The sequence below is a fragment of the Deinococcus yavapaiensis KR-236 genome, from assembly GCF_003217515.1.
In the GTDB taxonomy this organism is placed as follows: domain Bacteria; phylum Deinococcota; class Deinococci; order Deinococcales; family Deinococcaceae; genus Deinococcus_A; species Deinococcus_A yavapaiensis.
Genome location: NZ_QJSX01000004.1, coordinates 114,828 through 140,516 on the forward strand (window position 1 = coordinate 114,828; position 25,689 = coordinate 140,516).

At 67.7% G+C, this 25,689-nt stretch carries 16 protein-coding genes; 9 read left to right on the plus strand and 7 right to left on the minus strand.

The window, feature by feature from the left end; genetic code table 11:
* The first annotated feature begins 72 nt into the window (after positions 1-72).
* On the plus strand, positions 73-993 hold the full coding sequence (locus DES52_RS06370) for an alpha/beta fold hydrolase (protein WP_110885962.1): 921 nt from the start codon (positions 73-75) through the stop codon (positions 991-993).
* 51 nt (positions 994-1,044) lie between these two features.
* Here DES52_RS06370 and DES52_RS06375 read toward each other — a convergent pair whose 3' ends face one another.
* The gene (locus tag DES52_RS06375) at positions 1,045-2,892 is read right to left on the minus strand and encodes an arginine--tRNA ligase (protein WP_110885963.1); all 1,848 of its coding nucleotides are present in this window, start codon (positions 2,890-2,892) and stop codon (positions 1,045-1,047) included.
* A gap of 89 nt (positions 2,893-2,981) precedes the next feature.
* Between DES52_RS06375 and DES52_RS06380 the strand changes: the two genes are divergently transcribed.
* The gene (locus DES52_RS06380; protein ID WP_110885964.1) at positions 2,982-3,506 is read left to right on the plus strand and encodes a hypothetical protein; all 525 of its coding nucleotides are present in this window, start codon (positions 2,982-2,984) and stop codon (positions 3,504-3,506) included.
* 55 nt (positions 3,507-3,561) lie between these two features.
* Here the strand turns inward: DES52_RS06380 and DES52_RS06385 are convergent, their stop codons facing one another.
* The 4 genes from DES52_RS06385 to DES52_RS06400 all read right to left on the minus strand — a co-directional run bounded on the left by DES52_RS06385 (position 3,562) and on the right by DES52_RS06400 (position 7,886).
* Positions 3,562-4,227, minus strand: coding sequence for an amino acid ABC transporter permease (locus DES52_RS06385; protein WP_110885965.1), 666 nt, complete (start codon positions 4,225-4,227; stop codon positions 3,562-3,564).
* 81 nt (positions 4,228-4,308) lie between these two features.
* Positions 4,309-5,097 carry a transporter substrate-binding domain-containing protein gene (locus DES52_RS06390; protein ID WP_110885966.1) on the minus strand — a complete coding sequence of 263 codons (789 nt, stop codon included), beginning with the start codon at positions 5,095-5,097 and terminating at the stop codon, positions 4,309-4,311.
* 94 nt (positions 5,098-5,191) lie between these two features.
* Positions 5,192-6,877, minus strand: coding sequence for a M20/M25/M40 family metallo-hydrolase (locus tag DES52_RS06395; protein ID WP_110885967.1), 1,686 nt, complete (start codon positions 6,875-6,877; stop codon positions 5,192-5,194).
* Between the two features lie 106 nt (positions 6,878-6,983).
* Positions 6,984-7,886 carry a hypothetical protein gene (locus DES52_RS06400; RefSeq protein ID WP_110885968.1) on the minus strand — a complete coding sequence of 301 codons (903 nt, stop codon included), beginning with the start codon at positions 7,884-7,886 and terminating at the stop codon, positions 6,984-6,986.
* Between the two features lie 58 nt (positions 7,887-7,944).
* On the opposite strand from DES52_RS06400, the gene DES52_RS06405 reads away from it, so the two are divergent.
* From DES52_RS06405 to DES52_RS06415, 3 genes are all read left to right on the plus strand, one after another.
* A complete protein-coding gene (locus tag DES52_RS06405) occupies positions 7,945-9,231 on the plus strand; it encodes an HD domain-containing protein (RefSeq protein WP_110885969.1) in 1,287 nt (428 codons plus the stop codon).
* Positions 9,232-9,249: 18 nt separating this feature from the next.
* Positions 9,250-10,686 carry a glycoside hydrolase family 13 protein gene (locus DES52_RS06410; RefSeq protein ID WP_110885970.1) on the plus strand — a complete coding sequence of 479 codons (1,437 nt, stop codon included), beginning with the start codon at positions 9,250-9,252 and terminating at the stop codon, positions 10,684-10,686.
* 95 nt (positions 10,687-10,781) lie between these two features.
* Positions 10,782-11,888, plus strand: a complete 1,107-nt coding sequence (locus DES52_RS06415) for an acyl-CoA dehydrogenase family protein (protein WP_425451118.1) — start codon at positions 10,782-10,784, stop codon at positions 11,886-11,888.
* 17 nt (positions 11,889-11,905) lie between these two features.
* On the opposite strand, the gene melA is transcribed toward DES52_RS06415, so the two are convergent.
* Positions 11,906-13,234: an alpha-glucosidase/alpha-galactosidase gene (gene melA, locus DES52_RS06420; RefSeq protein WP_110885972.1), complete on the minus strand. Its 1,329-nt coding sequence runs from the start codon at positions 13,232-13,234 to the stop codon at positions 11,906-11,908.
* A gap of 158 nt (positions 13,235-13,392) precedes the next feature.
* Complete coding sequence (locus DES52_RS06425; RefSeq protein ID WP_110885973.1) at positions 13,393-16,785, minus strand: ATP-binding protein; 3,393 nt, start codon at positions 16,783-16,785, stop codon at positions 13,393-13,395.
* A gap of 185 nt (positions 16,786-16,970) precedes the next feature.
* Between DES52_RS06425 and DES52_RS06430 the strand changes: the two genes are divergently transcribed.
* The 4 genes from DES52_RS06430 to DES52_RS06445 are packed head-to-tail and all read left to right on the plus strand — an operon-like array spanning position 16,971 to position 25,670.
* Positions 16,971-17,168, plus strand: coding sequence for a hypothetical protein (locus tag DES52_RS06430; RefSeq protein WP_110885974.1), 198 nt, complete (start codon positions 16,971-16,973; stop codon positions 17,166-17,168).
* On the plus strand, positions 17,168-18,451 hold the full coding sequence (locus tag DES52_RS06435) for a hypothetical protein (protein ID WP_110885975.1): 1,284 nt from the start codon (positions 17,168-17,170) through the stop codon (positions 18,449-18,451). Before DES52_RS06430 ends, DES52_RS06435 begins: the two co-directional genes overlap by 1 nt.
* Complete coding sequence (locus tag DES52_RS06440) at positions 18,441-23,768, plus strand: PKD domain-containing protein (protein WP_146237205.1); 5,328 nt, start codon at positions 18,441-18,443, stop codon at positions 23,766-23,768. Before DES52_RS06435 ends, DES52_RS06440 begins: the two co-directional genes overlap by 11 nt.
* Before the next feature lie 15 nt (positions 23,769-23,783).
* Positions 23,784-25,670, plus strand: coding sequence for a fibronectin type III domain-containing protein (locus DES52_RS06445; RefSeq protein WP_110885977.1), 1,887 nt, complete (start codon positions 23,784-23,786; stop codon positions 25,668-25,670).
* Positions 25,671-25,689: the final 19 nt, after the last annotated feature.

A 25,689-nucleotide genomic window follows, 5' to 3' on the forward strand; every position in this document is an offset into this window, starting at 1 on the left:
GGCACGCCAAGGCGTTCATCATTTGCCAAGGTAGCGTCGAGACTTTTCACGCGCCGTGCGTCAAGCTGAGGCATGACGCGATCGGGTGAAGTCGCTTTCCAAGACCTCCAAGTCAACGGCGTCCGCTTGCACGTCGCCGTGGCCGGACCGACGAGCGGACCGCTCGTGGTGCTGCTGCACGGATTTCCGGAATTCTGGTACGCGTGGCGGCATCAATTGCCGCCGTTGGCCCGCGCGGGTTACCGCGTCGTGGCTCCCGACATGCGCGGCTACGACTTGTCCGACAAGCCCGTGGGCGTGGAAGGCTACAAATTGGACCTTCTCGCCTCGGACGTCGCCGAGCTCGTGCGGGCTCAGGGACGGGAGCGAGCCGTCGTCGTCGGGCACGATTGGGGCGGCGTCGTCGCGTGGCAAGTCGCGGCGTCGTTTCCGAACGTCGTGGCGAAGCTCGTGATTCTCAACGCGCCTCACCCGAAGGCGTTTCGCCGCGAGCTCGCTCGCAATCCTCGGCAGCGGCGCAAGTCGCGGTACGTGGCGTTGTTCCAACTGCCGTTCCTGCCGGAGTTCCTGATTCGCCGAATGCTTCCTAACGTCGCCGAGTTCTTCAGGGGCACGAGCACGCGGCCCGAAGGCTTCACCGACGAGGACGCCCAACGATACCGCGAAGCGCTCTCGCGGCCCGGCGCGCTCACCGCGATGATCAACTACTACCGCGCGCTCGTCCGCTTCCGACCTGTATCGGCGTTTCCACGAATCGACGTTTCCACGCTTCTGATCTGGGGCGAGAAGGACGTCGCCTTGGAGCCCGGCAACACCGAGGACTTGCACAAGTGGGTGCCGAACCTGCGCGTCGTGCGCCTCCCCATGGCTTCGCACTGGGTCATGAGCGACGAGCCGGTTCGCGTGACCAACTTGCTGCTCGACTTTCTCGGCGCACCCGCTTCGACGGCGAGTCCAGCGGAGGCCAGCGGTGACAACGAAATGCTGCCGTGACGCCTCGGCGGTCACCTCCTCTCGGAGCGGAGGAAAGGAGGCGACGACGAGTCACATCTCGGACGGGACTTCGATGCCGAGCCAGCCGAGCGTCTCGACGAGCGCGGCGTGCATGCGTTCGACGAGGGCGAGGCGCGCTTCTCGCAGTCCCTCGGGGCTCGCCATGACGTTCGTGTCGTTCTTGCCGCCTTCGTCCTTGTGGTTGTACCAACCGTTGAAGGCCGTCGCCAAGTCGAGGGCGTACTGCGCCACGACGTGCGGAGAATGCTGCCGCACCGACGCCTCGAGGATCTCGGGGGCGCGAGCGACGACTTTGGCAAGGTCGAGTTCGAGGGTCGTGAGCCGCGCGAAGTCCGCGCGCTGAGAGGAAAGCCCGGCGGCGCTCGCCCTTTGCACGATCTTCGAGGCACGCACCGCCGCGTATTGGGCGTACGGCGCCGTGTCGCCCGTCAGCGCAAGCGCCTGATCCCAGCGAAAGTCGATTTGACGCGTCGGTTCGCTCTTGAGCATCGCGAAGCGCAAAGCGCCGATGCCGACCTTGCGGGCGACTTCGTCCGCGTCGCCGAGTTCGCGGTCGCCGAGGACGGCCTTCGCCCGGGCTTGCGCTTCGGCCAGAACTTCGTCGACGCTCAGAGTGATGCCCTTGCGGCCCGACATCGCCTGCCCTTCGAGAAGCACCGTGCCGTACGCGAGGTGAAAGGAGCGTTCGCTTTGCTCGTTGGCTTCCGCGACGGCGAGCGACGCTTTCACGATCTTCTGCGGATGGCTTTGACGATCGTCGATGACGTTGATGACCTCGGTGGCGTGCGCGAAATCACCGCTCGGCTCGCCGTCGGGATGCGACGTGTACAGCATCTCGCCGCTCGGCTGCTCCATGAACGCCTTGTACTTGAGTCCCTCGAAGAGGCCGAACTTCCAAAATTGCTGCGCGATGTCCTTGGCCGTGTACGTCGCCGTGCCGTCGCTGCGGACGAGGACGAGCGTGGGATCTTCGAGGCCGGGAATGAACTCGCTCATGTCCATCACGAAGGCGCCCGCGTACTTTCCCTCGGTGGGATGCGAGCAGTACGGACTCGACTTCAGCAAGTCCATCGCGCGCTTCAGAAAGCCGCTTCCGACGATGTCGGACTCCCACGTCAACAAGTCGTACTCGGCTCCGAGGGCGAAGCAGGTCTGGAGTTGCGCTTTCACCATCTCCTCGATCTCGGTTCTCAACTCGCCCGCTTCGAGCTTGTGCATGACGTCGCGAATGCCGGGTTCGAGTTCGGCCTTTCGAGGATCGGCGTTGAGCCGCACGTACAGCTCGCCGAGCCAATGGTCGAGGCGCGCCTTCCACGCTGGCTGATTCACGCGCCACGCCTCGAAGGCGTCCTGCCAGCCGTTCGGGTAGTAGTGATCGCGGGCGAACAAGGACTCGGCGGCTTGCCGACCCGTGTCGTCGATGTAGTTCTGGACTTCCACGCGGTGCCCGGCGGCTTTGAAGACGCGCGCCATGGAGTCGCCCAAGACGACGTTGCGCAAGTGCCCGACGTGCAACTCCTTGTTGGGGTTCACGGCCGTGTGTTCGACGACGACCTTGCCGGGCTTGACGTCGACGCGCCCCTCGCCTTGCACGACCGCTTGCACGAAGGCGCCGGGGTCGAGAAAGAAGTTCAGGTACGGCCCGACCGCCTCGGCGCGGGCGACGCCGAGCGGCAGCACGACGCTCTCGGCGAGCTTCGCGGCGATTTGCGCCGGATTTTGGCGAAGCGCCTTGGCGAGGAGAAAGGCGGCGGGTGTGCCGTAATCGCCCGGCTTGTCGGGCGGCGTTTCTTGGACGACGGCCTCGATGGTCGCGCCGAGGGCGCGCCCGGCCTCCTCCACGGCGGACTTGAGTGCAGCTTTGACGTTTACGGTCATGACCGTAGATTTTAGCATTGGCAGAACCCTCAGCGCTTGCTAAAGCGTTCGTCACGAACGCGTCAGAATGGCCTTGCACAGTGAAAGATATGAAAAAGGCTTTCGCGTTGGTCGGTTTGAGTGCGGTACTCGCTTCGTGTGGTGGCTTGTCGTCGGGTGGCGACTTGATCATCGACGAGAGCAGCTTGACGTTGACGAGTCAGTTCACGGTGCAAAACGTGCCGTTCCGTGGCGGAACGTACTCCGGTCCGGTCATTTGTGACGACCGCGCGACGAACTTGCAGTTGGCGTTCAATTACGCGGGCAGCGTCAACACGGTCGACGCACGCTTGCAAGGCGCGACGACGGGCAGCGTGAGCGGCGCGTTGAACGTCACCAACACCACCAACACGGGCTCGCGCGTGACGGTCGACTTCTTCACGAGCCCCGGCTCGGTGCCCTTGTCCGTTCCGAACGACAAGCTCACTGCTCAAGCGATCATCGTCAGCCCGATCGTCAATCCCGTCATCATCGGCGGAACGCGCGTTCAAATCGTGGCCCACAGCCCGCTCGGCCAAACGGACACGCTCAACACGAACTACCTCCCGGTCGTCGACAACTGCCCGGCGGTCTAAACGTCCTGAGCACGAGGAAGGAGGCCGGGTTCGCCCGGCCTCCTTCCTCGTGCTTTCAGCGAGCGACCGCGTACGGGCGCGCCAATCGATGCTCCATGCGGCGAAACACCCACGCGGCGGCGTTCGACAAAACGAAGTAGATCACGCCGACGGCGAAGTACATCGGGACGGGCTGGTAGTTGCTGCTGACGATGCCGCGCGTGGTGAGCAGCAGTTCCGTGACGGTGATGACGGAGGCGAGGCTGGAGTCCTTGAGAAGGCCGATGAATTGGTTGCCGAGGCCGGGCACGGCGATCCTGGCGGCTTGCGGCACGAGAACGAGCCGCAAGACTTGCGTGGGCTTGAGGCCCAGGGCGCTCGCCGCTTCCGCTTGTCCGCGCGGTACGCTCAGCAAGGCGGCGCGAATGACTTCGGCGGCGTACGCGCCCGCGAACAGGCTCAGGCCGATCACCGCCGTCTGAAAGGGCGGCAAGGTGACCTTGGTGAGTTGCGGCAAGGCGAAGAACAAGAAGAAGAGCTGCACCAAGAGGGGCGTGCCGCGAAAGATCTCGATGTAAATGCCCGCGAGCAGACGAAGCGGCCCCAGCCTCGACAATCGGCCGAGGGCGGCGACGAGGCCGAGGCCGAGGCCGAAGACGGACGCGAGCACGGTGAGGCCGAGCGTGACGCGCGTGCCTTGCCACAAGGCGTTGAGAACGTCGGGCGTGAAAACGTCGAGCATGACAGCGGACCTCCGATAGAGCGAACCGTCGGCCCGAGCGTGAAGGCGCGGGCCGACGGCGAAGGCGGAACTCCGAGGCGGTCAGCGATCAGCGGTTGGACGCGTGATGTCGCTTCCGATCCACTTCACGGAAATGCGGCGCAGCGTGCCGTCCTGCCGCATGCCTCCCAAGGCGCGCTCGACGGCCGCCTTGAGTTGCGGGTTGTTCTTGCCGAGCGTGATGTAGGGATTGTCCTCGGCGAGGACCTTTCCGGCCGCCTTGAGCTTCTGGCCGTTCTTGATGGCGATCGAACCGACGGAGCGCGTCGTGATCATGCCCGCCGCGCGACCCGACGAAAGCGCCAGGAAAATCTCCTGCTCGCCGCTGTACGTGACGATGTTCGGGTACTTCTGGTCACGCAGGTACTTCTCGAAGACCGTACCGAGGGCGACGGCGACCGATCCTCCGTTCAATCCCGAGAGGGTCGTCGCGGTCGAGTTGCTCGGCACGAACAGTTGGAAGCCGTCGTAGTAGTACGGCGTCTTGAGAAAGTCGATGGCGCGCTCGCGCTCGGGAGTCTTGGACTGCGAAGCGACGGCGAGGTCGAATTGGCCGGCTTGAAGCCCCGCGATGATCGACGAGAACTCGGCCTTGATGATCGTGGCCTTCACGCCGAGTCGACGCGCGATTTCGCGGGCGACGTCAACGTCGAAGCCTTGCAAGGTGTTGTTCGGGCCGGGCTGCGAGAACGGCGGGTACTCGCCGCTCATAACGATGCGAAGCTCGCCACGTTGACGAACTTGGGGCAGATCGGCGAAGGCGACGCTCGACGCGGCGAGCAAGGCAGTCGAACTCAACACGGCGAGACGTTTGAGCGATGACGAATTCATTCGGACCTCCGAGGTCGTACGTACGAGAGTGAGGAGCAGTGAATGTCCTGCCCGGAAGGTACCGTACCTGGCTCGAGAGTCCCAATAGCGTTTCTTAAGACGGTTCGCCCGTCAGCATTTCCTCGCACAACGCCGCGAGGAGGGCCGGGAGGGTCTCGAAAGCGTAGCGAACGTGGGCGCGTTCGGTTCGTTGGTGGTAGTCACGACCCCAAGGCCCCGCGTTCACGCTGGGAAGGGCGCACTCGGCGAGCCGATCGTAGTCGAAGGTGAGGCGGCTGCCGTAGGCGGGCGAGTTGGCGTTCACGGCGCTCACGTCCTCGGCGTCGGGTCGGCCGGCGAGAAAGCTCATGTCGGACACGCCGGTGAAGAAGTTTCGCACGGTCAAGCTCTCGCCGGTTTCATGGGCGAGGCGCGCCGTGACCTTCTCGACGGCGCGGCGCAGGCGAAGCGCTTTCGGCGCGTCCCCGAGAAGCGCCGCCGGGTAGTACAGCGACGCGAAGGTCACGACGGCGGCGGGACCGCGCACGTCGGCGAGGCGCACGGCGGCCTCGGTGAGCAGGCGCGAGACGCGCGGCGTGTCGAGGGAAGAGTCGCCCGCGAGGCGGACGGCGAGCGCGTCGAGGTCGGCGCCCTTTCCCGCGCGGTCGACGAGGGCGCGCAGTTCGGCGTACGTCAAGACCCGCGGCGCGTGATCGAACGTCGCCGGGGGCGTCGCGGCAAAACGAGCGTGCCGCTCGGCGCGTTCGCGCGTCACGTCCAGGGCGCATCGCAAGGCTTGTCGAGCGCCGTCGGTGAATGCTCGGAGGACGTCGGTGACACCCCATTGACGCGTCAAGATGTTGAAGGCGCACCAAACGGTGTCGGGCGTCGTGACGTCGTATCGGTCCTTGGAGTCAGCAAGTTGCAGCAGCACCGGAGGCGTGCCAGGCTCGCCGGGCAGTCCGGGGTCGGCGAAGTCGGGGTTGTTCTCGACGAGACGGACGAGTTCGGACGCCATGAGCGACGCGCTGAGTCCGTCGAAGGGCGTTCCGGCGTGCGTGGGCCGCCCGACGAGCAGGACGCTCGGCAAGAGCTTGCCGACCGAACCGAGGAACACCGAGCGTCCGAGCGCGCCGCTTCCGAGGTCGGTTTCCGCGTCGAGGTTCACGGCGCCGACGAAGTCGAGGTCGTGCCGAGCGGAGATCGTCGGCAGAAGCGGCGCGGCCGTACGCATGCCGTGCGAGGCGTCCTCCTCGTCGGGCACGGCGACGAAGAGCAAGTTGCCTTCGCGGTCCTCGTGCCGCGAGAACGCTTCGAGGACGGCGAGGCCCGCGCCGAGGCCGCCTTTCATGTCGAGCAGGCCCCGCCCCGGCAAGAATTCGCCGCTCGCGAGGTCCGTGAAGGCGAGGCGGTCGGCGGCGCTCGATCCGCGGGCGCGCAAGTCTTCGACGAGGCGAGGCGCGAGGCGCTCGGGACGGCCGGCGTCGTCGGCGAGCGGTCCGTAGTTCTCCACGCCGACAACGTCGTAGTGCCCGGTGAGGAGGACCGTGCGCTCACCTCGGCCGCGCACGAGGGCGAACACGACGAAGCGTTCTCGCGCGTCGTCCTTCGTGCGCTCCAGCCACACGTCGTCGGGACGGTCGGCGAAGTACGCGAGGCTTCGCAAGCGACTCGCGAGCCACGGACCGAAGGCCGCTTCGTCCGGCGAACTCGTCACGCTGGGCTTGCCAACGAGTTCGAGCGTCCAAGTGCGGGCGAGCGTGGAAAGAACGTGGGGCAGCGTCGTCGAAGAAAGCGTCATGAAAGCACCTCGCACATCGTGAAGATGCTTCACGATTTCTTAGGGTAACGCTTAATCCGTCCTCGATGTTGAGCGCCGCTGAATCGACTTGCGCCGCTTGGGCATGTCATCTCCAGTCGAGCGCCTCGACGTACGACAATACCCACTTCATCGCGCGACTCGTCGGGCGCGTCACGGTGGAGTGATCCTCCGTCCACGACGTCAACGTCTCGATGCCGTCGCGCGATCCGTCGAGGCGCACGTTGTTCGTGGTGTCGAAGGGCAAGTTGGCGGGCAAGTTCCGCGGATCGTCCGAGGTGCCGCCCGGCACGACTCGTTGACTTTGCACTTCGAGGTTCAAGGCGACGTTCGGAAAGGCGATGTCCTTGACACGGTACGCCTTTCGTCGAATGTACGTCACGTCGCACGCCCGCGAGGGATCGAACGCCCACGGCGACCCGCCGCGTTCGCGGTACAGCGTTTCGAACGCGGGTCGGTTGTCGAGATCCCACAGGGCGCAGATGGCGTCGAGGTCGATCATGAGCGCGATCGGCGTATACGGATACAGCTTTGCGAGCGTGTGCGTCCAGTTCGCGCCGTGCGAGTGCGCCAGCAGCACGATGCGCGTGGGATTGGCCTTGCCACGCACGAACTCGTCGCTCACCCGCCGAAAGTCCGCCTCGAGCTTCAAGAAGCCCGCCTCGTCCTTGTTGGAGATGCCCGAGCGGTGCGTTTCGAACAAGTTCGACGAGTAGCCGTACGTCTCGACCTTGAAGCTCTTGGCGCGAAAGGCGTTCGCGATCGCGGCCACGGTGCCGCGCGGCGTGAGGTAGTCCCAGTTGTCTTGAGGCGCGGTCGTGCAAAAAGCCGAGCAGCGGCCCGCCACCGAGAAGATCACGACGTCCGGCGTGCCCTCGGGGCGAAGCGTGAGGTCGCCCGTGTACGGCGTCTCGCCGCCGCCGTAGGAAGCGGGGCGTGGCGCGCACGCGGCGAGCAGGAAAAGACAGGCGAAGACGACGAGTCGGCTCACCTGAGTATTTTATGAAGATAATTCGCCGCCGGGATGAGCATCGTCTACAATCCAGCACGTGCTCTTCTTTCGACCGCGCCTGCCCGCGTTTCCGGCGAACAGCCTGCTCGTCGGCGGTGCGGCGCGCGACGTGCTGAGGCGCGTGAAGCCGAAAGACTTCGATTGGCTGGCGCGCGACCCCGAGGCGGCGGCGCGGGAAGTGGCCGCCCGCCTCGGCGGCAGCGCGTTCGAAATCGACGAGGAGCGCGGCTACTGGCGCGCAGTCGGGCGCGGCGAGCAGCACGACTTCGTGCCGCTGCCGCACGCCGTGGAGGCGGACCTCGCGCGTCGCGACTTCACCGTCAACGCCCTCGCCATGCGCGAGGACGGCCAAGTGATCGATCCGCTCGGGGGACGAGCGGACCTGAAACGCCGAACGCTGCGTATGGTGAGCGAGGCGAATCTCGTCGACGATCCTTTGCGCCTCCTGCGAGCGGCGCGGTTGTCGGTCACGCTGGGATTCTCCATCGAGGCGTCGACGCGTGAGACCGTCGCGCGCCTCGCGCGATCGAACTTGCCCCTTCCCGCCTTCGAGCGCGTCCGCGACGAGTTGAGCGCCCTCCTCGGTCACGACCGGGCCGCCGACGGCGTGGAGTTGCTCGAAGATCTCGGCTTGCTGCAGTTGTATCTGCCGGAACTGCGCGAAGGAATCGGCGTGACGCAAGGCGGCTTTCATCATCTCGACGTGTTTCGACACGGGGTCGAGGCGCTTCATCAGCTCATCGCTCGTTTCGAGGACGCGAGCCTCACGCTGCGGCTCGCCACGCTGCTGCACGACGTGGGCAAACCCCGGGCGCTGGAGCGAGACTCGGGCACCGGACGGCCGAGCTTTCACGCCCATGACCGTGTCGGCGCGGAGATCACGCGCGACGTCCTCACGCGCCTGAAGTTCCCGCTCGACGTCGTCGAACGCGCGGCGGCCCTCGTGAAGGCGCACATGCTGCCCTTGCCGAGCTCGCCACGAGAAGCGCGGCGCTTCGTGCATCGACGCCGCGCCCTTCTTCCCGACCTTCTACGCCTCATGCTCGCCGACCGCGAGGCGGCGCGCGGACCCGACTCCACGCCCGCCACGCGCTTCGCGTACCAAGCGGCCATGAGCCTGGTCCTTGAAGCGCTCGAAGAGCAACCGGCCGCGCCGTCTCCCCTGCTGCGCGGCGCCGACATCATGGCCTTGCTCGGCGTCGATCCCGGCCCGATCGTCGGGGAAGCCTTGCGGGCCGTGGAGGAAGCGCGAGCGGTCGGGGACGTGAAGACGCCCGAAGACGCCGCCGAGTTCGTCACATCTCACTTTCTGAGGCGCGTGTGATCGCGGTAGCATGCCCGCGTGAGCATCAAGACGCCCGACTGGGTCAAGGACGCGGTCTTCTACCAAATCTTTCCCGACCGCTTCGCGAAAAGCGAGCGTGTCCCGAAAGCGACGCACCTTCAAGCTTGGGGTGACGCGCCTCACCCTCACAAGTATCAGGGCGGCGACTTGCTCGGAGTCGTCGAGAAACTCGATTATCTGCAAAGCCTCGGCGTGAACGCCATCTACTTCTGTCCCGTCTTCCAAAGCGCCTCGAACCACCGCTACCACACGCACGACTACCTCAACGTCGACCCGATGCTCGGAGGAAACGAGGCCCTCGACGAACTTCTGCGCGAAGCGCACGCGCGCGGCATCCGCGTCGTCCTCGACGGTGTGTTCAACCACGCCAGCCGAGGCTTTTTCCAATTCAACGACATTCTGGAGAACGGCCCGCACTCGGCGTACCTCGATTGGTTCCACGTCACCGCCTTTCCGCTGAGTCCGTACGACGGCACGAAACCCGCCAATTACAAGGCGTGGTGGGACAACCGCGCCTTGCCGAAGTTCAACACGGACTCGCCCGCCGTGCGCGAGTTCTTGTGGAGCGTCGCCACGTTCTGGGTGGAGCGCGGCGTGGACGGCTGGCGCCTCGACGTGCCCAACGAAATCGACGACGACTCGTTTTGGCGTGAATTTCGCGCGCGCGTTAAAGCGGCCAATCCCGACGCGTACATCGTCGGCGAGATTTGGCATGACGCGCAGCGTTGGCTGTCGGGCGACCAGTTCGACGCCGTCATGAACTACTTGTTCACGCGCCCGTGCCTGGCGTTCTTCGGAGCGCATACCCTCGACAACCGCGTCAACGAAGCGTCGGGAACCGGCAAGGTCTTGCCGATGGACGCGCCGTCCTTCGCCGAGCGCATGACGCGCGTCGCGGCGATGTACCCCGACGAAATCACCTTCGCGCAGCTCAACTTGCTCGGCAGCCACGACACCGCTCGGTTTCGCACGGCCGTCGGCGGGGACGAAAGCGCGCACCGCCTCGCGACGATCTTCCAATTCACGTACGTCGGCGCGCCTTGCGTGTACTACGGCGACGAGATCGGCCTCGCGGGCGGCCCCGATCCCGACTGCCGCCGCGCCTTCGATTGGGACGAGGCGCGCTGGGACCACGAGACCTTGGAGCTCACGCGGCGCCTCGCGCGCGCGCGCACCACGTCCCCCGTCTTGACGAGGGGCACCTTCGAGGTCATGACGGCCTTCGCAGAGACCGTCGCGTACAAGCGCGCCTTCGCCGGACGCGAAGCGTACGTCGTCCTCAACGCCGACCGCACGCCGCAAGCCGTGTACCTCGCGTCCTTGCAGCCCGGATCGTACACCGACGTCGTGACCGGAGGAGCCGTGAGGATCGGCGAACACCACACGTTCTCCGTCGAGCCGCGAAGCGGTATGGTGCTCGTACCGAGAGAGTAACCGTGCCGATTCCCTTCGGGCGGATCCTGCATCCGCCCGTTCCCGTTTCAGGAGGTCCAGCCTTGAATTTCGAACTCGAACCGGAACTCGTCCAGATGCAAACCATGGTGCGCGACTTCGCGCACGACGTCGTCGAGCCTCGCGCGCACGAAATCGAGACGACGAACCGCGTGCCCGACGACCTCATGCGGCAAGCAGCGGAGCTCGGGTTGTTCGGGCTGTCCATCCCCGAAGCGTACGGCGGCGTGGGCCTCGGCATGGTCGGGCGTTGCGCGGTGTACGAAGCGCTCGGGCACGCCCACATGGGCTTCGGCGGAGTGATTTCCGCGCACGCCTCGATCGGCACCAGCGGCCTCGTGAAGCTCGGCACCGAGGAACAAAAGCGCCGTTACCTGCCGCGCATGGCGACGGGCGAGCTCATCACGGGCTTCGCGATCACCGAGCCGAGCTCGGGCAGTGACGCGGCGAACATCAAGACGAAGGCCGTGAAGCACGGCGATTCCTTCGTCCTGAGCGGCACGAAGCACTACATCTCCAACGCGCCCATCGCGGGCTTACTGACCGTCATCGCCCTCACCGACGCCGCGCTCGGGCCACGAGGCATGAGCGCGTTCCTCGTCGAGATGAACGCGCCGGGCGTGCGCGTCGGGAAGATCGACGAGAAGATGGGTCAAAAGGGCGCGCTCTCGGCCGAAGTCATCTTCGAGGAGTGCGAGGTGCCCGCCGCGAATCTCTTGGGGCGAGAAAACGAAGGCTACAAGGAAGCCCTCAAGATCCTGACGAACGGCCGCGTCGGCATCGCGGCGCGGGCGAGCGGCGCCATGGAGCACCTTATCGAACTCTCGACCGCGCACGCCAAGACCCGAGAGCAATTCGGTCGGCCCATCGCCGAGTTTCAAGCCGTGCAGTTCATGCTCGCCGAGATGGCGGCGGACTTGGAGACGTCGCGCGCCTTGTGGCAAAAGGTCGCGTGGATGGTCGACGAGGGCGCCGACGTGCAGAAGATGGCGTCCATCGCCAAGCTTCACGCGACGGAGGCTTTGTCACGGGTGGCCGACAAGGCCGTGCAGATCGCGGGCGGCATGGGCTACATGAAAGACTATCCCGTCGAGCGTTGGTACCGCGATCAACGCCTTCTTCGCATCTACGAAGGCACCTCGGAAATCCAGAAGCTCATCATCGCCCGCGCCTTGCTCGCCTGAGCGACGCGGGCACCTCCTCACGCTTCGACGAGCGCGTCTCGGCGCAGTTCGGGCGGAATCAAGTCGCCGTGCGCGTCGAGAAGGTCGTCGACGAGCGACCAGATCTCGTCGAGCGTGAGTTCCGCCGCCGTGTGCGGATCGAGCATCGCCGCGTGGTACACGTGTTCGCGCCTTCCCGTCACGAGCGCCTCCACGGTGAGCGCCTGCACGTTGACGTTCGTCTGCATGAGGGCCGCGAGTTGCGGCGGCAAGGTGCCGACGCGGGTCGGTTGCAGCCCGTTGCGGTCCACGAGGCACGGCACCTCGACGCAGCATCCCCTCGGCAAGTTGTCGATGAGGTGGTCGTTGCGGACGTTGCCGTACACGACGCGAGGCTGCCCCGTCACCATGCTGTGGATGATCAGCGAGCCGTACTCGACGCTGCGGCGCACCTCGAGCGGCGCGTCCGGGTCTTCGAGCGAGGTCCGCAACGCCTCCCAGCGGGCGATCTGGTTCTCGCAGCGCCTCGGGTACTCGTCGAGGGGAATGCCGAAGCGCTCGATGAGCTCGGGGTGGCGCTCCTTGATGAAGTACGGAACGTACTCGCTGAAGTGCTCGCTCGACTCGGTCACGAAGTACCCGAGGCGGCGCAGCATCTCGTAGCGCACCTTGTTGTCGGCCGGAGCGCGGCCCGACGCGGCGATCTCCTGCAAGCGGGGATAAAGGTCCTCGCCGTGGTGCTCGAACTTCAGGTAGAAGGCCATGTGGTTGATGCCCGCGCACACGAAGTCGATGTCCCGAACGTCGAGGCCGAGGTCGCGCGCGAGAAGCGAGGCGGTGTGTTGCACGGAGTGACACAAGCCCACCGAGCGAACGGTCGACAGTTGCTGCAACGCCCACATGTTCATCGCCATGGGATTGACGTAATTGAGGTGCAGCGTGCCTGGGCACAACCTCTCCATGTCCCGGCTCATGTCCAGCAAGACGGGCACGGTGCGCAAGGCGCGCATGATGCCGCCCACGCCGAGCGTGTCCGCGATCGTTTGGCGCAGGCCGTACTTCTTGGGAATCTCGAAGTCGGTGACCGTCGCGGGCTTGTAGCCTCCCACCTGGATCATGTTGATGACGAAGTCGGCTCCGTCGAGGGCTCGCTCGCGATCGGTCGTCGCCGTGATGCTCGGAACGGCCCCGAGTTGGGCGGCGACCCGGCCGGCGACGACCTCGGTGGTGGCCAAACGCGCCTCGTCGATGTCGTACAGGCGAAGGTCGGCTTCGGCGAGTTCCTCGAAGCTCAGGATGTCGCCGAGCAGGTTCTTGGCGAAGACGGTGCTGCCCGCACCGACGAAAGCGATCTTGGGTCGAGGCACGTCGAAGTCCTCCAGGGAAGCGAGAGGGCGAAGCCGCCGAGAACGTCGGCGAGCCTTCGAGAGCGGACTTTCTCTCTTGTAATGCCCCTCGGACGCCCTGTCAACCACGCCGAGAAAAGGTGGACCCGAGAGGACGCTTCGGCCCCTCGCGCCCCGCGTCACCTTCGCGGTCGCGACCCGGCGGCGAAAGAGGCCCGAATCAACTCGACGCGAGCCTTCAGGGCCGCGCGCACGTCGGCGTCGGACGTGCGTGCGAGCAGGCTCGCGGCGCGGCGTCGAACGAGCCGCTCGTCCGACCTGTCGCCCGTGCGGCTCGCCAAGGCGGCCGCGAGCAGAAGCCCGTCCACGGCGGGCACGGTCGGATCGCCGAGCCACGCGCGTACAGCGACCACGTCGGGCGCGTCGAGCACGGCGAGTTCGAGACGCGCGCGCCACGCGCCGAGCGGCGCCAGCAGCACGCGCCTCCTCGCCTCTTCCCATTGACCGAGCGCGAGGTGCGCCTCGGCGAGCAGCAGGTGGTGACGCTCGACCTCGTCGCTTTGCACGGCGTCCTCGGCGGCGGCGAGGGCGGCGGCGAGATCGGCGATCTCGCCGCGCGAACCCGTCAGGAGCGCCCTGGCGAGTTCGAGGCTCGCCAGAAAGTGCCGCAGAATCGAGAGGTCGAGAGAGGCGATGAGGTCACGCGCCTCGGCGAGCAGGTGCGTCACGCGCGCGTCGCCGCACGCGAGGTGAACGTTCGCGAGGCTCAGTAACCTCCGCGCGACATCGAAGGAGGCGCCTCGGGTCCGGGCTTGTTCCAAAGCGCCCGTCAGTAGATTCGCGGCGGCGTCCATGTCGCCGAGCATGAAGCGCATCGCGGCGAGGTTGGCGCGAGCGGCCTCGTCGAGGTCGAGAAGGGCGGGCGTTTCCAGCAATGCCGTCTCGAACGCCCGCGCCGCCGCCTCGTAGCGTCGTGACAGCGCGTTGGCCGCCCCGAGGTTCAGGGCGATGGTCGCCTTGAGCTTCGGCTGGACGAGGTCGCGCGCCTCCTCGGCCGCTTCCTGCAGCGCGCGCGCGGCCTCGTCGGCCAAACCCCGCGCGAGGAACACGCCGCCGAGCAGCATCGCGCCTTGCGCGCGGGCCAGCGGATCGCCGAGGACGCGCGCCGTTTCCAAGGCGTTCGACGCGTGCGCGCCCGCCTCGTCGAACTCGCGGGCCACAAGGTGGATTTGCGTGAGCGCCCAATGCACGTTGAACGTCCAGCGCGTGCGCTGCGTGGGTTCGAGGCGCAACGCCGCCTGCAAGTGCTCACGCGCTTCGCTCATGCGGCCCAGACGCACGAGCGACAATCCGCGCCACATGTGTCCCTTAGCACGCACGTCGCTCGCCCGCCCGCCTTCCACGAGTCGTTCGGTGAGGGTGACGACGCCCGCGTGATCTCCGGTGTCGTACTTCAACCGCGCGAAGTGAGCGTCCACTTCCAAGTGCAGCGCTTCGCTTCGCAAGTCGTCGGCAAGGCGCCGCAACGTGTCGAGGTAGGTCGAGGCCCCGTCGAGGTCACCCTCCAGGTGCCGAAGCTCGACGCACAGCGACAAGGCGCGGGCGCGCACGAGGCCGCTCGGCGCGAGCGCGAGGGCGCGCGAAGCGAAGTCGTTCGCTTCCTTCCACGCGTACGCCGTCATCGCTTCGACGGCGGCGCGCGTCAGCCATTCGGCGGCGAGAATCGGCTCTTCGGCGAGGACCGCGTGGTGCGCGACTTCCGCCGCGCTCGCGCCCGCCTCGCCGAGCGCGAGCGCCACCTCGCGGTGCAGCACGACGCGGCGGGCCGCGTCGAGACCGCCGAGAAGCGCCACGCGGTGCAGGTCGTGCGCGAGCCGCGCCGTGCCGCGCTCGGACCGAACGAATCCTGCCGAGGCGGCGAGCGCGACGATGTCGGCGGCTTTCCATGGATCGAGCCGCGCGACCGATTCGACGAGGGCGAGCGAGGCGGGGCGACCCAGCACGGCGAGCACGTCGAGAATGCGCCGAGCGTCCTCGCCGAGGGCTTTCATGCTGGCGCGTACGGCGTCGAGGACGCTCGCGGGCAGCGCGAGTTCCGAGTAGTCGCGCGTCGTGTCGTCGAAGCGGGTGTGCCACACGCCGCGCTCGTCCACCGTGACGTCTCCGCGATCTCGCAGGTGCCGCAAGGTCTCGAGCAAGAAGAAGGGATTGCCGCCCGTCGCTTCGTGCAAGCGTTCCGCGAAGCGCGTTCCGAGTCTCGTGCGCGTCGTGGCGCGCACGACCTCCAGCACCTCGGTCGGCTTGAGGCACGTCAAGGGCAGCACCCTCAGTTCCCCTCGCGCCTCGAGGTCACGTACGAGGGCGGCGGCGGCGGGATGCGCGCGCAACTCGGGAGTCCGGGCGGTCAGCACGAGGCGCGGTCGGACGGCGCGGGGCGTGCGCGCCGCCTCGGCGAACACGGCGCGCAGGGCTTCGAGGCCGAGATCGTCGAAGTCGTGCAGATCGTCGAGGACGAGGGTGCCGCGTCCGAGCGCCTTCACGACGGCCCGAGCGAGATGTTCGAACAATCGGCTGCGATGCTCGGGCGACGCGTCGAGGACGGGCGGCGGGTCGTTCGAATCGCGCGGAAGGAGCCGCGCGAGGAGCGTCTCGGTGTCCGCGTCGACGTCGCGCAGCACGCCACGCTCCCAAGCGGACCGCAGCGCCACGCGAAGCGCGCCGAGCGGCCAAGCGCGCGCCTCGGGCAAGCCGCGCAAGAAGAGTCGAGGTCGATGCGCGGCGCTGAACTCCTGCGCGAGCCTCGACTTGCCGACGCCCGGCTCGCCGAGCAGCAGCAGCGGAGCGGGCGAGCTCTGCAACTCGCGCCAAGCGTCTTCGCGGCCGACCATCGGCGCGTGAAGTCGCTCGGCCCCGCTCTGCGCCTCGGCGTGAAGCGCGTTCAACCAACGCCGCGCGACCTCGTCGGGCCCGACGCCGAATTCACGGCGCCGCATGTCGCTGAACGCCTCGTAGGCCCGACGGGCGCCGCGTTCGTCGCGCCGCAGCACGCTGAGCCGCACGAGGTCGCGCCACGCGACCTCGTCGGTCTCGTCGAGCCTCACGAGCCTCGCCGACGCTTCGACCGCGCCTTCCAAGTCGCCGCGCGCCTCGCAGGCGGCGACCGAGGCGACGAGGCGCGTTCTCGCTTGGGCGAGCAGTTTGGTACGGCGCGCGGCGATCCACTCGGCGAAGTCGCCGTCGGGAACGTCTCCGTCGAGAAAGCTCGCGACGTCGTCTTCCTGAAGCTCGGCGACGTCGACGCGCCACGCGCCGCGCGTCGCCACGCGGTCGTCGGTGATGTGCAGGTGCTCGCCGACGAGGGTGCGCGACAAGCGGTACAGTTCCGCGCGCAAGTTCTGCCGAGCCCTTCGGGCGTCCACGCCCGGCCACAGCATCGACGACAGCACGCCGCGACTCGCCTCGCCTTCCAAGGCGACGTACGCGAGCAGCAGCAACGCCTTGCGTGTCGGCAGCTTGACGAGTTCGCCTCGGACTTTCACGCTCGGCGCGCCGAGCAGCGTCAATTCCACCATGAGAGCCTCTCTTGAGCGGCTTGCTTCTCGGGAAGAACGATCGAAATCGGTGTCTGGCAACGCGACGTCGAGCCCTCGGGCTGTCGTGTGTATCTCATGGTAGCGCGCCGCCGCCCGGTCGCGCTTCTGTCTTGTCACGCCTTTATCACACCTCCCCGCGTACGGTGACGCCCGGGAGGTACCGCATGAAAAGCGATGCTCGACACCCACCGCCCGACTGGCGCTACGAGGTCTTCGTGACAAGGAGCGAGGAAGGTGGTTGGATCGTTCGTGTCGAAGGACGGCGCTCGGGTGACGCCCACGTCTTTTCGACGTTGCTGCGCGCCTTCGAGTTCATCGAGCGCGACGTCGACGCGGCGGCGAGCGAGCGGGGGGTGCGCTGATGCGGCGAGCTTGTCTGCTAGGAGCCGCGCTGTTCGCGGCGAGCGCGGGCGCGCAATCGACCTCCAATTTCTTTCAAGTCCGCTTCTTCGGCCCGCCGATCGGTCTCGAAAGCGTCGCGGTCGACGGGCAGCTTTCGGCGAGAATGCCGAACTTCACGCTGAATCTGCGCGTGCCTCAATTCGACGCGTACACGCGCAGCGCGAACCTCACGGTCTCGGTGGGCACCTTCTTCGCCGTGACGAGTTTCGCGGCCGACACGTCGCGCGCCACGGAGACGTACACGGGCGTGCTGGGCTACACGAGCCCGGACCCCGGATTCTTCACCGACGGCACCTTGACGCTCGTGCGCGCCACGGACGCGCGGCCCACGCAAGGTTACGCCGTCACGAGCGCCACCTTGGACGTGCGAGGCCGCTTGAGCGACGTTTGGCAGTGGGGCACGACCGCCTCAATGGACGACACGCGCGCGAACGCCACGCCCGACACGCTCGGCGGGTCGCGGTCGCTCGGCCTGAGCGCGAGCGGCAAGATCGACGAGGCAGACGTCCGCTTGCGCGCCAAGGTCACGAGCAACGTGCAGACGCCGAACACGCTGAACTACAACGTCGCCGCCGAGACCCGCGTTCCGCTGAGCGACACGGAGGCGCTGGGCGCGAGCGTGTCGTTCGACAGCGTCACGCTCGACGCCGAGCGGGTGTCGTTGACGTCCACGCGCTTCGACGACCTCAGCTTGACGGCGAGCGTCGAGCGTTCGAACGGCGCGGTCGGCGCGCGACTCTCGGGAGTGCTGGGGCCGGACGCGCCGACGTCGTGGAGCGCCGAGTACGGGATCGTCTTCACGCAACCGCCGTCGCAGGACGCCACGATCGGCGTGAACGTTCGCGAAGGTCCGTGGTCCGTCGCGGCGAGCGTCACGGGCAGCCTCGCTCCCGACGCCTTCGGAAGCGCGCAACCGGCCGTGGGCGGGCAGGCGTCGCTGGGATTCCGCTCGGGCGACGCGACGTTGTCGTTGCGCGGCAACGCGCGTTACCAAGCGGGATCGGCCACGCCGTGGTCTTACCGCGCGGACGCCAGCGTCTCGGTGACGTCCGGGCCGTTGACGTGGTCGCTGATCGGCTCGCTCGGCAGCGCGACGACGTCGCTGCCGCTCACGGCGACGGCCACCCTGCAAGGCTTGTACGCCTTGACGAGCAACGTCGGCGTGAGCGCGAACGTGCGCGTGTCGAACGGATCGAATCGCCCGAGCGTGCAATTCGGAGTGGGGGTGAGGTATGCGTTCTGAAGACCGACGGTGGACACCGCGGTGGCTCGCCGTGGTGCTGGTGTGGCTGATCGTCCTCGGGTCGAGCGCGCTCGCCCAAGCGGGCGTCACCTTGACACTTTCCGCCAACCGCGCGGACGTCGGCATCGGCGTGGGCGCGACGTACAGCATTTCGCCGAATGCCGGAAATCCGCAAGGATTCGTCCTCGACTGGGGTGACGGAACGACCGAGCAACTGCAGCGAGCGAGCAGCACCATCGTGCACGCGTACTTCACTCCGGGCGTGTATACGGTCGCGATTCGCAACGACGGCGCGCCTTACGCGAGCGCGGTCGTGACGATCGTCGACCAGACGAATTGCACGATCGCGGCGGCGCCGTCAGCCACGACGGTCGGCACGAACGTCACGTTTACCGTGGACGTCACGGGCTCGGCGAGGAGCACGTACGCCTTGGAGTTCGGAGACGGAGACACGGCCCCGCCCTTCACGGTGGGACGCCAGCGAAGCTTTCAGTTCACGCACGCGTTCCGCTCGCCCGGCGTCTTCTTTCCCGTCGTGCGCGATCAACGCGGTGAAGCCGTCCTTTGTCGCACGACGGTCACGGTGACGTCGCCCACCGCGACCCTGACCGTCACGCCGACCAGCGTCACCGTCGGCGAGAAGGTGAGCGCCTCGATGGGCAACCTCTTCGCGGGCGTGGACTACATCCTCGATTGGGGCGACGACACGACCACTCCCATCAGCGTCGCCGCCAGCCCGTCCACGGCCGCCGCCGAGCACGCCTACCAAACGGTCGGGACCTTCGTCGTGCGGCTCACGTCGAGCGGCTCGGCGCCGCTCACGGCGACGGTCGTGGTGCGACCGCCCGCCCCGAGCCTCACGGTCTCGCCCAATCCCGCTGCGGTCGGCGAGACCGTGACGGCGGCGCTCGGGAGCCTCGTGAGGGGCGTCTCGTACACCTTGGACTGGGGAAACGGGACCACCGTACCCGTGAACGCGACCGGAAGCTCGACGACCCTCACGCAAGTCTTCCAGCAACCCGGCACGTACGTCGTGCGACTCACGGCCGAGGGCTTGCCGCCCGTCGTGTCCACCCTGACGGTGCGTCTGCCCGCTCCGAGCCTCGCCGTCTCGCCCAATCCCGCCGCCGTGGGCGAGACCGTGACGGCGACCCTCGGGAGCCTCGTGAGGGGCGTCGCGTACACCCTCGATTGGGGCGACGGGACCACCGTGCCCGTGACCGCGTCGGCAGGTTCGACGATTCTCACGCGCGTGTTTGGGCAGCCCGGCGTGTACGTCGTGAGACTTTCGGCTGATGGGGTCGCTCCGGTCGTGTCCACCCTGACGGTGCGCGTTCCCACACCGACCCTCACGCCACGGCCCAATCCCGCCGCGGTCGGCGAGACCGTGACGGCGACGCTCGGGAACCTCGTGCAGGGCGTCGCGTACACCCTCGATTGGGGCGACGACGCGACCTCGAACGTCACCGGCAACGGCACTGCCACCTCCACGCACGTCTACCGCGCGCCCGGCACGTACGTCGTTCGGCTCTCGGCGGAAGGTGTCGCGCCCGTCATCGTGACCTTGGCGGTACGCCTCCCGACCCCGACGCTGTCCGTCGCGCCGAATCCCGCCGTCGTCGGGCAAGACGTCACCGCCACGCTCGCCGGCACCGTGGCGAGCTATCCCTACCGTTTGGACTGGGGTGACGACACGATCGACGCCGTGACGGGCGGCGGTCCCGCGCCGCGCCACCGTTACACGCGGCCCGGCTTGTACGTCGTGCAACTCACCGCCGAAGGACTGGCCGCGCCCGTGACGGCGACCGTGCGGGTCACGCCGAGCCTCGTCGTGCAAAGTTTCACGCTGAGCTTCGTGAATCCGCAAGGGCGCCCCGCGCCTGTCGTGGCGAAGGGAGCGCGGGTCGACGCCGCCCTCACCTTGCAGTACTCCGGCCAAGGGCAATTGCAAGGCGACGTCCTCCTCGACGGAACGCCCATCGCCCGCGCCGTCTTGAACGCTCCGCTCGGACGGTCGAGCGTCGTCTTCCCCGTTCCGAACCTGCCCACCGACAAAGTCGGGACGTTCACGCTTTCGTACCAGCCCGACCCCGCGCCCGGCGAGACGCCGATCCTTCCCACGCCCGCCGCGATCGTGTACCGCGTGCGCGAAGTGCCGACCGAGATGGACGTCGGAGGCTTCATCTTCAAGCTCGGCGTCGTCACGAACCTCGACCCGGACGCCTTCGCGGGCGCGGCGACGCACACCCTCGTCGTGGGCGGCGTCGAGGCCTTCAAGGACGTCGGCGTGAACTTCACGGGCCTCAAGGTGCAAGACGTCTCGGAGACGCGCGTGAAGGTCACGGACGGCACGGTCACGATGGATCTCGCGCGTTTCGACACGACGCCCTTGCCCGCCGGGGTCACGGGCTTCACGCTCAAGCCGACGCGAGCCGTCTTCGCGCCGACGGGCGCCCGTTTCACCGGGAACGTCATTTTGCGCTTCGCTTGCACGTCGCCGTCGGGAAGCCGCCTCGATCCCGGCCTCATCGATCGCCTCAAAGACGTCAACTTCTCGCGCCGCCTCGCTTTGGCGGGCGTCCTGCCGAAGCCGACGCCGCCCGAGCCTCTCGGCGGCTACCAGCTCATGTCGTACCGCCCCGGCCGCGGACAGGACCAACGCTTCGCGACGTCGCTGCGCGACGCTTCGCCCGTGAGCGACGTGTCCACGGTGATCGCCGGGCTGAAGCAAGCGGCGCAGTCGTGCCGCCCCGATCCCAGCGCCTCGTACACGGTCACCGACGCGAGCCTCGCGCCCGACACGGGCGATCTCTTCGGCGAAACGAGCGCGACGTTGAACGGACTTCCCGTTCCGAGCACGCCGCTCACGCTGACGGGGACCGCGAACCTCGTGCTCGACCTCAGCGCCGCTCGAAGCGACGCGGCCGTCGACGAGGTTCGCGCCCTGTACCTCGCGGTGCCGAGCGAGCCCGCACCGCCCGGCGGTGCCGAGTGGACGGGCGTCGTCCTTCGCGGCGTCACGCCGAAGCTCGGCGGCGCGAGCGCGGCGCCCACCACGGCGACGTTGCGGCGCGGTTGGACGTTCGCCGGCGACGTCGCGGCGGGCTCGTTCACGGATCGCGGCTGGACCTTCCGCTTGAGCGCGGCGAGCGTCAAGGTCGTGGAGAACGTTCCGGCCACGACGGACATCGCCGCCACGACGCGCGTCCCGCTGTGGGAGCAGGACGCGCCGGTCACGATGACCCTCGGGTCGGACGGCGTTCGCTACACGATCGAGGGCGACGTCACGCGAGACTTCGGAACCACGATCCTCAACGCCGGAAGCGGAGCGTGGACGGAGCGCGGCGACGCCCTCGACCTCGTCATGAACTCCTCGACGTGGAGCATCGGCGACTTGTCGACCCTACAGCCGAGAACGCGCCCCAGCTTGGGCAAGCGCAAGCGCTTCGACGGTGCGACCGCCTTCGGAAACGTCTCTCGAGGGGGAACGACCGCCAACCTCGCCTTGGCGAACTTCGCGACGTCCAGCGCCCCGCGCCTCACGAGCTTCGCCCTCGGCTCGCGGGAATTACAGCCGGTTTCGCTGTCGCCCGTGCAGACGCAAGGCGGCGCGGGCGGTGCGGCGGGCGCCCCGTCCCCCGCGAGCGGCTACGCCTTGACCGCCAGAAGCGGCTTGTCGGCGGCGTTGCAAACCGACTTGGAGACCTTCTACGGTACGCGAGTCACCGACGGCAACGCGCCGCTCGGGTCGATCGAGTTGCGCGTCGACGGCAGCGCGCGATTCCAAGGCCGCGCGCCCGACGCGGAGGGCTTGAGCCGCACGCCCGCGTGGGGCGGGGACTTCAAGCTGTTCGGACAGCCGTTCGACATCGACTATGTCGTTCTCGGTGGAGCGGGAGGCGCGTACACCCTGGGCCTCGACGGCAAGCAGCAATTCTCGCCGGTCGTGCGGGCCGTGTCCGCGCGGGCGCGTTACATCGTCTCGGAAGGCCGCGAGCGCTCCTTCGTCTTGCGGACGGACGGCTTTTCGCAGTACGTCAACGCGAACACGACCTTCCGCGTGGAAGGCAACGAGCAGCGCGTCGTCCTCGGCGGCCGCAACGTCCGCGTTCTCGCGGCCATGCAAGGTGGCGGCGACGTCACCATCGCGAAGGTCGACGGCGGCTACGAGTTGTTCTTGAAGGGCGGGCTCGACATGGGACGCGGCAACAGCGCTTTCAGCGTGACGGCCGAGGCGCTCTTCGGGCTCACCAGCGATCCGTACTTCTACGTCAAGGCGAGCGTCGATTCTCGCGCGCCCATCGTGAGCGTCCTCGGAGCGTTCAACATCTACGGCTTCACGGGCGGCGTGGCGTACCGCATGCGCTGGCCCGACCGCGCGACCGTGCCGCAGTACGCCCAGCGACCCGCCAAGAGTCTGGGCAGCGGCATTCAAGTCATCGGCGGTCTCACCGGGGCCTTCGAAGACGGAAACTCGCTGCACTTCCGCTCGATCTTCAGCGTGGACGCACGCGGTTTCCAACTCACGGCGGACGGCTGGATCCTCACGCCTTTGTCGAGGGGCGTGTTCGGCCGCGAAGCGCCGCAAAGCCGTATTCTCGCGACGATCACCGGCGACGGCTTCGACATGTACGGTTGCCTCGGCCCATACCCCGTCGACGGCATCTCGTGCGGCGACTTGCGGGCGTTCACGTTGTACGACGTGGTGACGTTCACGTCGTGGATGCACGTGCGCGTCGCCGACCAGAAGTTCGTGAAGATCGGGACGTACGCCCAGCCGTCCAAAGCGACCTTGCAGATTCCAGCCCTGGGCGGCGTGACGTCCACGTCGTACTTCATCTTCGGGCAGGCGTTCGAGCCGGGTGACCTTCCGTTCAGATTCACGGGCACGGGGCTCCTCGTCGAGCGCAGCACGGGACTCTTCGTCGGGTACGGCTTCACGGCGCGCTTCGGTGTGGCGGGCGCACTTGGCAAACTCGGATCGCCGTTTGATTGCTATCCGTGGGCACGCGCTAGCTTCGACTCCGCCCTCGACGCGAACGCGGGCTTGGTTCTCGACCCCGTCTCGTTCAAGGCAGGCGTGAAGTTCGAATACGGCTTCGAGGTCCGCGCGGGTTGCGCGGGACGCGACCGTCCTTTCGCGAACAAGCAGGAGATCATGGAATGGAACGGCAAGAGCTTCGGCGTCCACCTGCAGGCGACCGTCGAGGGCACGTTGAGCGCGTACGACCCGATTGCCTTTAGCGGAAGCGCTGCACTCACCGTCGACCTTCCCCTCATCCCGACCTTCACGGTCTCGGCGGGCGCGAGCTTCTGACTCGGGAGGATGACCATGCGAATCATCATCTTGACCGCCTTCCTGCTCGGAACGACCGCGTTCGTCCAGACGCCGAGCGGGTCGCGGCCCTTGGCGCTCGGCACGCGTGACGCCGTTATCTTGCGGTTTCCCGTGCTCGACACGGGCTTGCCACAAGGCGGCTTCGTCGTCACGCGCAGCGGATCGGGCGCCGAGCGGACGTTCACGGTTCGGCCGCTCAACGCCGCCGACGCCGCCGCGCGCTTCCGTGTGGACGCCGACGACTTCGCGTTGCTCACCAACGGCCTCGCGGCCTTGAGAACGACGTCGAGCGAGCAGCGCGGCTACCTGCTACTCACCTTGCTGGGAAGCGTCTTGCAACCGAACCTCGCGCGAGCGGCGGGCTTGCTGTACGACGACACGAACCTCGCGGCGGGCACGTACACGTACACGGTGACGGCCGACGGGCGAACGCTCGGACGCGTCACGGCGCGCGTCGGGCAGGATTCACCCCTGCCTGCCCCGCCTCAGCCCAAGGCGACCTTCGGGCGTGGCAGCGTACGGCTCACGTGGACACGCGGCGGCGAGGAGGTCGTCGGGTACCGCGTGCAGCGCTCCGTGGACGGCGGAGCGTTCGTGGAGGCGACGTCGTCGCTGATCGTCGTGTCGCGCGGCGTCACGCCCGCGTTCGACGAGGCCCGTCTCGATGCCGCCAAGACGTACCGTTACCGCGTAACCGCCGTCGACGTGTTCGGCCGCGAAAGCGCCGCCTCGCCCGTCCTCGCCGTGGAGGGCGCGGACACCGTGCCGCTCGCCGCGCCCGTGCTGCGCTTCGTACGCGGCGAGCAAGGCCGCGTCATGGTCTCGTGGCAGCCCCTCACGGACCGGCGGGTGCGCGAAGTCGTCGTGCTGCGCGGCGACAAGCCGGGCAAACTCTCGGTGCTGGCGCGCGTGCCCGCCGGAAGCACCTCGTACACCGACGCCGCCGCGAGCCTCACGCGTCCCCAGTACTACGCCGTGAAAGCCTCGGACGGATCGAGGGAAAGCTCGGCGTCGCCCGATCTACCCGCGCAAGCTTTCAACACGAATCCGCCCGCCGCTCCCGCCAATGTCCGCGCGACGGGACAGGCGGACGGCGTGGCCCTCGCGTGGACGCCAAGCCGTGAAGACGACGTCGTCGGGTACCGCGTGTACCGAACGCAGATCGGCGTCGAGACGCCCGCGCCGCCCACGCTTCTGAACGGCGCCCTCGTGAAGGAGGCGGCATTCAAGGACACCATCGCCAAAGGCGTGCGCGCCTCGTTCGAGTACACCGTGCGTGCCGTGAACGCCTCGGGAGTGGAGGGCGCGCCGTCGACGCCCGTGCGGAGCCGCACGGCGGACGGCACACCGCCCGACGCGCCGATCGTCTTGCGCATCGACGCGGTGCCCGGCAAGATCGCGCTCGTCTTCACGCAAACGCCCACACCGGATCTGCGCGGCTTCGACGTGTACCGCGCGGCCGAGGACGACGCCCGCGCCTCGCGCATCGCCACCCTCCCACCGGACGCGTACGGCTTCGTGGATCCCAGCGTGAACGGAGGCACGACGTACTCGTACGCGGTGCGCGCCGTGGACGATCGGGGCAACGCCTCCGAACCGTCGAACGTCGTCAGCATCACGCCGCCCGCCGCGCGCCTCGCCGCGCCCGCGAACGTACGCGCCGCCAACGCGAGCGGCGCCCTCACGTTGACGTGGAATGCCGTCGAGGGGGCGGTCGCGTACTTCGTGTACCGCGAAACGAACGGCCGCCGCGTCCAGTTGCCCGACCTCGTGGTGGGAACGACCTTCCGCGAAGCGTTCGCGCGCGGCGCGCGCTACCTCGTGCAAGCCGTCGACCGCGAGGGCCGAACGGGGCCGCTGTCGAGTCCTGCGGCGCCGTGAACGTGAAGGGGGAAGGCCG